Annotated in this window: 8 protein-coding genes; 2 read left to right on the top strand and 6 right to left on the bottom strand. The window is 73.6% G+C overall.

Features of this window, described 5'->3' with window-relative positions; all coding sequences use genetic code 11:
• Positions 1–108: 108 nt before the first annotated feature.
• From ACFWXO_RS36995 to ACFWXO_RS36970, 6 genes are all read right to left on the bottom strand, one after another.
• Positions 109–528, bottom strand: a complete 420-nt coding sequence (locus ACFWXO_RS36995; protein WP_375897129.1) for an SHOCT domain-containing protein — start codon at positions 526–528, stop codon at positions 109–111.
• Between the two features lie 93 nt (positions 529–621).
• On the bottom strand, positions 622–1,212 hold the full coding sequence (locus ACFWXO_RS36990) for an NUDIX domain-containing protein (RefSeq protein ID WP_380529684.1): 591 nt from the start codon (positions 1,210–1,212) through the stop codon (positions 622–624).
• Positions 1,209–2,366, bottom strand: coding sequence for a type III polyketide synthase (locus tag ACFWXO_RS36985; protein ID WP_380529682.1), 1,158 nt, complete (start codon positions 2,364–2,366; stop codon positions 1,209–1,211). The genes ACFWXO_RS36990 and ACFWXO_RS36985 overlap by 4 nt, the downstream gene beginning before the upstream one ends.
• Before the next feature lie 49 nt (positions 2,367–2,415).
• On the bottom strand, positions 2,416–3,624 hold the full coding sequence (locus tag ACFWXO_RS36980; protein WP_380529680.1) for a cytochrome P450: 1,209 nt from the start codon (positions 3,622–3,624) through the stop codon (positions 2,416–2,418).
• A 186-nt stretch (positions 3,625–3,810) separates the two neighbouring features.
• On the bottom strand, positions 3,811–4,512 hold the full coding sequence (locus tag ACFWXO_RS36975; RefSeq protein ID WP_380529678.1) for a response regulator: 702 nt from the start codon (positions 4,510–4,512) through the stop codon (positions 3,811–3,813).
• A gap of 17 nt (positions 4,513–4,529) precedes the next feature.
• On the bottom strand, positions 4,530–5,360 hold the full coding sequence (locus ACFWXO_RS36970; protein ID WP_375897140.1) for a sensor histidine kinase: 831 nt from the start codon (positions 5,358–5,360) through the stop codon (positions 4,530–4,532).
• A 140-nt stretch (positions 5,361–5,500) separates the two neighbouring features.
• Here ACFWXO_RS36970 and ACFWXO_RS36965 point away from each other — a divergent pair, with 140 nt between their 5' ends.
• On the top strand, positions 5,501–6,226 hold the full coding sequence (locus ACFWXO_RS36965) for an ABC transporter ATP-binding protein (RefSeq protein WP_380529676.1): 726 nt from the start codon (positions 5,501–5,503) through the stop codon (positions 6,224–6,226).
• Positions 6,223–8,532 (top strand): ABC transporter permease, encoded by a 2,310-nt coding sequence (locus ACFWXO_RS36960; protein WP_380529674.1) that lies wholly within the window; start codon positions 6,223–6,225, stop codon positions 8,530–8,532. Before ACFWXO_RS36965 ends, ACFWXO_RS36960 begins: the two co-directional genes overlap by 4 nt.
• Positions 8,533–8,605 lie beyond the last annotated feature (73 nt).

Below are 8,605 nucleotides of genomic sequence, written 5' to 3'. Positions count from 1 at the left end.
CCGCGCGCGGGGGGGGGGGTCCACCCGGCCCGGCCCGCGGGCGCGGGCCCCGGCGGCGGGGGGGGCGGGGGGCCGCTCCCGCCCCCCCCCCCCGCCGTGCGGGTGACCTCAGGCGAGCAGCTTCTCCTTGGCCCGCTGGTACTCCTCGTCGGAGATGAGGCCCTTGCCCTTGAGGTCCGCCAGCGCCGCCAGGTCGTCGACATGACTGCGAGCGCCGCCGCCCTCCGGCGCTGCGGCCTCCTTGATGTACGCCTTGACCGCAGCCTCGGTCTGCTGGGCCTGGGAGAGGTCCCGCTTGTGCATCGAGTCACCGCGGGCGATCAGGTAGGCGAGCACGCCGATCAGCGGCAGGATGATCACCAGGACCAGCCAGCCCGCCTTGCCCCAGCCGCTCAGGTCGTGGCTGCGGAAGACGTCAGTGATGATCTTGAACAGCAGGAAGATCCAGAGGATCCAGAGGAACAGCTCCAGCATCGTCCAGAAGACGTTCAGCAGCGGGTAGTCCGCGGCCAGGTGAAAGGTGCCCATGGCCGAGAGATATCATGACAAATCGGACACTGTTTCGCCCTGCTCGCCTGTTCGGGTGATCCTCGCCTCCCGACCCCCAGCCCCTCTCGGCCCTCAGCCCCGCCCGGCCCGCCGTCGCAGCTCGACCGCCAGCCCGATCAGCTCGCCCCACCAGGCGTCGTGCCCGCCGAGCAGCAGTCGCTGCGCCTCGGCGACCGGGACGGCCCGGACCTCGACCACCTGCTCGCCGTCCGCCGGGTTGGTCGGCGTGGAGTCCAGCTCGACCTCGCCCCAGCCCCACAGCCAGGCCTTGTCCGGGTGCGGCTGCCACGGCCGGTACGGCACGAGGTCCTCGGTGTGGCAGCGGTGCGCGCCCAGCCAGGCCGGCTCGCCGAGCAGCCGGGCGCCGGCCTCCTCGCGCAGCTCCCGGATCAGGCAGTCGACGACGGACTCGTCCTTCTCCCGGGTGCCGCCGGGCAGGAACCAGTGGTTCCGGTCGTCCCGGCAGAGCACCACGCCACCGTCCGCGAACCCGACCAGGTGGATGTTGGTGACCAGCTCGTCCGGCGGCAGCACGGTCGAGAACTGGGCGTCGTAGCGGCCCCAGGCCCAGTACTGCGGCGCGTGCAACGCCGGGAACAGCGCGGCGAGTTCGGCCGCTCTGGCGGCGGAATCGGTGTCGGTGCGGTCCGTGGTGTCGGTCATTCGGAGATCGTAGTGCCGGCCGGGAAACGGCGGGGGGCGCCCTGGTGGACGAGGGCGATGTCGGAGGTGGAGACGGCGCGCGGGCGCCGGCGCACCGGTTCGACCGGGGTGTCGACCCAACTGCCCAGCGAGATCTCGGCGGTGATGCCCGGTCCGAAGCCGGCGATCAGGCCGGTGGTGCCCTCGGCGACGCCGCCGTCGGCGAACAGCCGGGCCAGGGCGTCGAAGACGACGGCGCTGGCGATGTTGCCGCGCTCGGTCAGCGTGGCCCGGCTGTAGCGGAAGGTCGAGGGCTCCAGGTCGAGGAAGTGGCAGAGGTCGTCCAGGATGCGCGGGCCGCCGGCGTGCACGATGTAGAAGCCGAGCCCGGAGACGTCCCAGCCGTGCTGTCCGGCCAGGGTGCGCAGTGCGGGGGCGAGCATCTCCATGGTGCCGGGCACCCGCTTGTCCAGCTGGAAGTGGAAGCCGGTGTCCTTGACCCCGTAGGAGATCCAGCCCTCGGTGTCCGGGACGAGGTGCGAGCCGTTGCGCTCGACGTGCACCCCGCGGCCGCCCCGGCCGCGCATCACCACGGCGGCGACGGCGTCCCCGAACAGGCCGTTGGAGAGCAGCGAGCCGACGTCGAGGTCGCTCGGCTGGTAGCAGAGCGAGCAGAACTCGCAGGCGACGATGAGCACGTTGGCGCCCGGGTAGGCGCGGCAGAAGTCGTGGGCGCGGTTGACGGCGGCGCCGCCGGCCGCGCAGCCGAGCTGGGCGATCGGCACCTGGCGGGTGTCGGAGCGGAAGCCCATGGCGTTGATCAGCCAGGCGGTCATCGACGGCATCATGAAGCCGGTGCAGGACACGTAGATGATCAGGTCGATGTCCTGGGCGCCCAGTTCGGCGTGGCCGAGGGCGCGTTCGACCACCTCGGGGACGCGGCGCTTGGCCTCCTGCTCGTACACCTGGTTGCGGTGGGTGAAGCCGGGGTGGGTGAGGGTTCGCTCGATCGGCTGGACCAGGTGCCTGGTGCGCACCCCGGTGTTCTCGATCAGCCGCAGGGCCAGGCCGAGTCGGGGGTGGCCGGCGTGCAGGGTGCGGGCCAGGTCGAGGGTCTCGTCGAGGGTGATGACGTGCTCGGGCACGGCGACGGCGGGGCGGCAGAGTGTGGCCATGGGTGTGTGGGTCTCCCCGGTGCGGGAACGGTGTGTCGGGGGGAGCGGGCTACCAGGCGACCGGCAGGGTCTGCGGGAAGCGCCAGATCGAGCCGGATTCCCAGTCGAGTTCGGCCGGGTCGACGGCCAGGCGCAGTCCGGGGAAGCGGCGCAGCAGGGTGCCGATCGCGACCTGGAGTTCCATCAGGGCGAGGTGCGAGCCGAGGCAGCGGTGCTGGCCGTGGCCGAAGGCCATGTTGACGGGCCCGTCGGTGCGCTCCAGGCGCAGCTCGTCGGGGTGCTCGTAGGCGGCCGGGTCGCGGTTGGCGGTGAGGTAGGAGACGTGCACGGCCTCGCCGGCCCGGATCAGCACGCCGCCGAGCTCCACGTCCTCGGTGGCGATCCGGGCGATGCCGGGGCCCTGGCGGAACGGGATGAAGCGCAGCAGCTCCTCCAGGGCGCGGGGCAGGTCCTCGGGCCGGGCGCGCAGTTTCGCGAGCTGCTCGGGGTGGGTGAGCAGGGTGTAGGTGATGTTGCTCAGCTGGTAGGTGCTGGTGTCGTGGCCGGTGACCAGCAGGACCATCGCCATGACGGCCAGTTCGTCCGGGTCGAGGAGGTCCTCGCCGTCGCGGGCGGTGGCGAGCGCGCTGATCAGGTCCTCGCCGGGGTGGGCCCGGCGCTCGGCGGTGAGCTCGGTGAAGTAGGCGCGCAGGCCGGCCTTGGCCTCCTCCTGGCCCTCGCGGCTGCCGGGGCCCGTCCGCATCATCGCGACCGCCCGGGCGCGCAGCCGGTCGCGGTCCGGTTCGGGGATCTCCAGCAGTTCGCAGATGGTGTGGAGCGGGAGCCGGGCGGAGAGGAAGTGCGCGAGGTCGGCGGGGGCGCCGTGCTCGGCCATCTCGTCGAGGAAGCCGTCGACGATGGCCTGGGTCCGGGGGCGCATCCGTTCGACCTGGCGGTTGGTGAAGCCCTGGGCGACCAGGCGGCGCAGCCGGTTGTGCTCGGGCGGGTCCATCAGGTTGATGGACTCGGCCTGGGCGATGGTGGCGGGCGTCATCCGCGGCAGGTCGCGGCCGATGCCCGCGGCGCGGCTGAACCGGCGGTCGGTGGTGACCAGTTTGACGTCCTCGTAGCGGGTGGCCAGCCAGGCCTCGCCCGTGCCGTGGGGCAGGCGGACCCTGGCGATCGGGGCCTCGGTGAGCAGCCGCTTGAGGAGGGGGTCGAACTCCAGGCCGTCGGTGTGGTGGAAGGGGCAGTCCCACACGGGGGTGGTGGTGGTCACGGGCCTGTCCAATGGTCTTCGTCCTGCGGGGTGGTGCCGCGCGGACGGTGTTCGTCGCTCCGGTCGCGGATACGCAGATGCTCCCCCATGGACTGGCAAAAATGTGAATCCTTCGAGCTGTTCCCCCTAATGAGTGAGCCGGCTGATTGTCATGCGAATCATCGTGACGGGGAAGGGAATTGACGGTCAGTCGTTCGTGCCCGGTGCGACCAGGCCGGTCTCGTAGGCGAGCACCACCGCCTGGGCCCGGTCGCGCAGGTTCAACTTGGCGAAGATCCGGGCCACGTGGGTCTTCACGGTCGACTCGCTCAGGGTCAGTTCGACCGCCAACTCGCCGTTGGACAGGCCGCGTCCGAGCAGGCCGAGCACCTCCGCCTCGCGCGGGGTGAGCGGCGCGAGGTCGCGGTGCAGCCGCGGCGCGTCGGTGCCGCGCGCGGCGGGGTGCGGGGCGCCGGTCGCGAAGCGCTCCACCAGCCGGCGGGTGATCGACGGGGCGAGCAGGGCGTCGCCGGTGTCCACCAGGCGTACGGCGGCGGCGAGGTGGGCCGAGGTGACGTCCTTGAGCAGGAAGCCGCTGGCCCCCGCGGACAGCGCCGCGTAGACGTAGTGGTCCAGGTCGAAGGTGGTCAGCATGATGACCCGGCAGCCGGGCACCGCGGCCAGGATCCGGCGGGCCGCCTCCAGGCCGTCCATGGTCGGCATCCGGATGTCCAGCAGGGCCACGTCCGGCCGGTGCAGGGTGGCGGCGGCCACCGCCTCGGCGCCGTCGCCGGCCTCGGCGACCACGTCGATGCCGCGCGCGGTGAGGATCATCCGGAAGCCGGTGCGGACCAGCTCCTGGTCGTCGGCGATCACCACCCGGGGGCGGCGCTGCTGGTCCTGTTCCACGGTTCCCTCCGAGTCGTTCACGGCCGGTCCAGCGGGATGCGGGCGCGGACCCGGTAGCCGCCGCCGAGCCGGCGCCGGGCGTCCAGGTCCCCGCCGTACACGGCGACCCGCTCGCGCAGGCCGAGCAGCCCGCGCCCGGCGCCGTCCGCCTGCTTCGGGGCGGGGGCGGGCGCGCCGGAGAGCACGCTCGGGCCGCTGTTCAGCACCTCCACCCGCAGGTAGTGGTCCGCGTACCGCACCGTCACCTCCGCCGTCACCCCGTCCCCGTGCTTGAGCGCGTTGGTCAGTGCCTCCTGGACGATCCGGTAGGCCGTCACGTCCACGCCGCCGGGCAGCGGCCGCGGTTCGCCGGAGACCCGCACCTCCACCGGCAGCCCGGCGAAGGCGAACCGGTCGATCAGCGGGCTCAGCCGGCTCAGGCTCGGCTGCGGCGCGAAGTCGTCGCGCTCCGGCTCCTCGCTGCCGTCGGCGGCCGGGGCGAGCAGGCCGAGCAGGTGCCGCAGCTCCGTCATCGCGTCCCGTCCGGCGGCCTCGACCGCGCCCATCGCGGCCGCCGCCTCCTCCGGCATGGTGGCCAGCACCTCGCGGGCGGCCCCGGCCTGCACCACCATCAGGCTCACGTTGTGGCTGACGATGTCGTGCAACTCGGCCGCGATCCGCGCCCGTTCGGCGTCCACGGCGGCGCTCGCGGCGCTCTCCCGCTCACGCTCCAGCAGCCAGCCGCGCTCGCCGATGGCCGCCCGGTACAGCCGCCGCGCCCGTACCAGCGCGACGCCCAGCCAGCCGGCGGCCGCGCAGGCGGCGCCCGCCGTCGCGATCGCGATCCAGTCCGTCCCTGTTCCCCACACGGCGTCAAGCCTCCCAGGCCGGGGCTTGATCGACATCATCCGGGGGTGCCGCCCGCGTACATCCCGGGTACTACGGCGACCTGCGGTTACACCCGGGGTGGGACGCCCGGCCCGGGAGGCCGCGCCTACCGTCGTCGACCATGAGCAACGACCACGACGGGACCACCCGGCCCGACGACGCGCCGTACGTCGTCGAGCTGTCCGGGGTGCACAAGGAGTTCGGCGACGCCAAGGCGCTCGACGGCGTCGACCTGAGGATCCGCGCGGGTGAGGCGGTCGCCGTGATGGGCCCCTCGGGGTGCGGCAAGTCCACCCTGCTGAACATGGTGGCCGGACTGGACCGGCCCAGCTCCGGCAGCGTCCGGGTGCAGGGGCAGGACCTCGGCGGGCTGAACGAGAACGGCCTGGCGCTGTTCCGCCGCCGCCACATCGGCATGATCTTCCAGTTCTTCAACCTGATCGACGACCTCCCGGCCCTCGACAACGTCGCCCTGGCCGCCCAGCTGACCGGCACCAGCGCCAAGCAGGCGCGCCGCCGCGCGCTGGAGCTGCTGGACGAACTCGGCGTCGCGCACCGCAAGGACGTCTACCCGGCCACCCTCAGCGGTGGCGAGCGCCAGCGGGTCGCGGTGGCCCGCGCCCTGATGAACCGTCCCGCGCTGCTGCTCGCCGACGAGCCGACCGGCGCGCTGGACAGCCGCTCCGGCGAGCAGGTGATGGACCTGCTGATCGACCTCAACCAGATCGGGCAGACCCTGCTGATCGTCACCCACGACCCCGACCTGGCCACCCGCTGCGCCAGTCGGCTGGTCGAGGTCGCCGACGGCAAGGTGGCGCGCGAGCGGATGCTGGAGGGGTCCTCGTGAACAGTGCTGTGTGGCGGGCCTCCCGGGCGGCCGTGAAGCGCCGCCGGGTGCAGACCGTCGTGATCGGACTGGTCGTCTTCTGCTCCACCGCGACGGTGCTGCTCGCCCTCGCGGTGATCAGCGCCGCCCGGGCCCCCTTCGACACCGCCTTCGAGGGTGAGCGCGGCGCGCACGTCAGCGCCCTCTTCGACCCGGCCAAGGCCTCGGCGGAGCAGCTGGCCGCCACCGCACACCGGCCGGGCGTCGAGGCGACGGCCGGGCCCTTCGACCAGGCGGTGGTGACCATCCCCACCGACTGGATCGGGCACCCGCCCGGCCCGCTGATCCTGGTCGGCCGGCCCGACCCGGCGGCCGCGCCGGTGGACCGGGTGAAGCTGCTGTCCGGCCGCTGGGCCACCGCGCCCGGCGAGGTGGTCATCGGTACCGCCGGGGGTTCCTCGGAGGGGAACCTCGGCACCCGGCTCACCACCGGCACCGGGGAGCGGCTCACCGTCGTCGGCTTCGCGAGCGAGATGAGCCAGTCCGCCGGCGGCTGGGTCACCCCCGAGCAGGCGGCCGCCCTGCACCCCACCGGGCGGCAGATGCTCTACCGCTTCACCGACGCGGCCACCGAGCAGCGGCTCACCGCCTCGCTCGGCCGCGCCACCGAGGGCCTGCCCGAGGGCGCGGTCGCCAACGCCCAGTCCTACCTGGTGCTCAAGCAGGCGTTCTCGGCCGGCGCCGACGCCTACCTGCCGGTGATGACGGTCTTCGGCGTGCTCGGCCTGGTCGTCGCCGCGCTGATCGTCGGCAACGTGGTCAGCGGCGCGGTGGTCTCCGGCTACCGGCACATCGGGGTGCTCAAGTCGATCGGCTTCACCCCGCGCCAGGTGGTCACGGTCTACCTGACGATGGTCTCGGTGCCCGCGGTCGTCGGCACGGTGCTCGGCACGGCGGCGGGCTGGACGGCCGCGTACCCGATCCTCAAGACCGCGTTCAGCGGCATCGCCACCGGCACCGCCGTGATCGATCCGGCCGGCTGGCTGCCCGCCGCGACCCTGCTCGGCGTCCCGCTGCTGGTCGCCCTCGCCGCGCTCGTCCCGGCCTCGCGGGCCCGGCGGCTCTCCGCCGCCCAGGCCATCTCGGCGGGCAGTGCGCCGCGCACCGGGCGCGGCCTCAAGGTCCAGCGGTGGCTGAGCGGCACCAGGCTGCCCCGCGCCGTCAGCCTCGGCCTCGGCCAGCCCTTCGCCCGCCCGGCCCGCACCGCGCTGACCATGGCGGCGATCGCGCTCGGCGTGGTCACCGTGACCGTGACCACCGGGCTGACCAGCACCCTGGCCGCCTCGATGTCCGCACCGGACCAGCACACCCACATCAACGTGCAGACCGCCGTCTTCTCCGGCAGCAAGCTCGCGCCCCGGCTGACCGCGGAGCAGACCGAGGCGATGCTGCACGCCACCCCCGGCGCCGACCAGGTCTCCGTCCGGGGCCTGGTGCGGGTCGGCATCGTCGGCCAGCCCCAGCCGGTCTTCGCCAACTTCTACGGCGGCGACGCCATGGTCGACCACCGGCGGCTGAACGTGGTCGAGGGCCGCCCGGCCACCGGGCTCGGTGAGGCCGAGGCCGGGCCGGCCTTCCTGGACCAGCACGGGCTCAAGCTCGGCGACCGGATCACCCTGGCCCTGGACGACCGGCGGACCACCGTCACCCTGGTCGGCCTGGAGACCCAGGGCAACGCCAACGCGCTCTCCTCCAACGCCGCCACCAGGGCGCTGCTCACCTCCGACCCGCACGTGGTCGAGTACGACGTGCGGCTCGCCGACGGCGCCGACGCCGCGGCCTACCGGAAGGCCGTCACGGACGCCGACCCGAGCCTGGGCACCGCGGTCGTCGCCCCGAGCACGGAAGGGTCGGTCGTCGCGATCAAGACGTTCAGCACGACCTTCTCCGTCCTGCTGTCGGTGGTCGCCGCGCTCGGCGTCTTCAACACCCTGCTGCTCACCATCCGGGAGCGCCGCCGCGACCTCGGCATGCTCAAGGCGATCGGGATGACGCCCCGGCAGGTGGTCGGGATGACGGTCACCTCGGTGGCCTGGCAGGGCGTGGTCAGCGGGATCGTCGGCATCCCGGTCGGGATCCTGGTGCACCGGCTGATCGCCGAGCACGTCCGGATCATCCACTTCACCGACGCGATGATCGACGTCTGGGGCGCCCCGCTGCTGGCCGCCCTCGCCCTCGCGGGCGTCGCGATCGCCGTCCTCGGCGCGCTGGTCCCGGCCCGCTCGGCGGCCCGGCTGCCGATCGCCGAGGTGCTGCACAACGAGTGAGCCCGCTCGGGGCGCGGCGGGCGGCTGGTCCGTAGGGCGGCGGGGCGGCGGGGCGGCCGGGTGGTGCACCGCC

This window comes from Kitasatospora sp. NPDC059088, assembly GCF_042738155.1.
GTDB lineage: Bacteria > Actinomycetota > Actinomycetes > Streptomycetales > Streptomycetaceae > Kitasatospora.
Note: the sequence above shows the minus strand (reverse complement) of the source record. Positions and strands in the feature narration are given on the sequence as shown.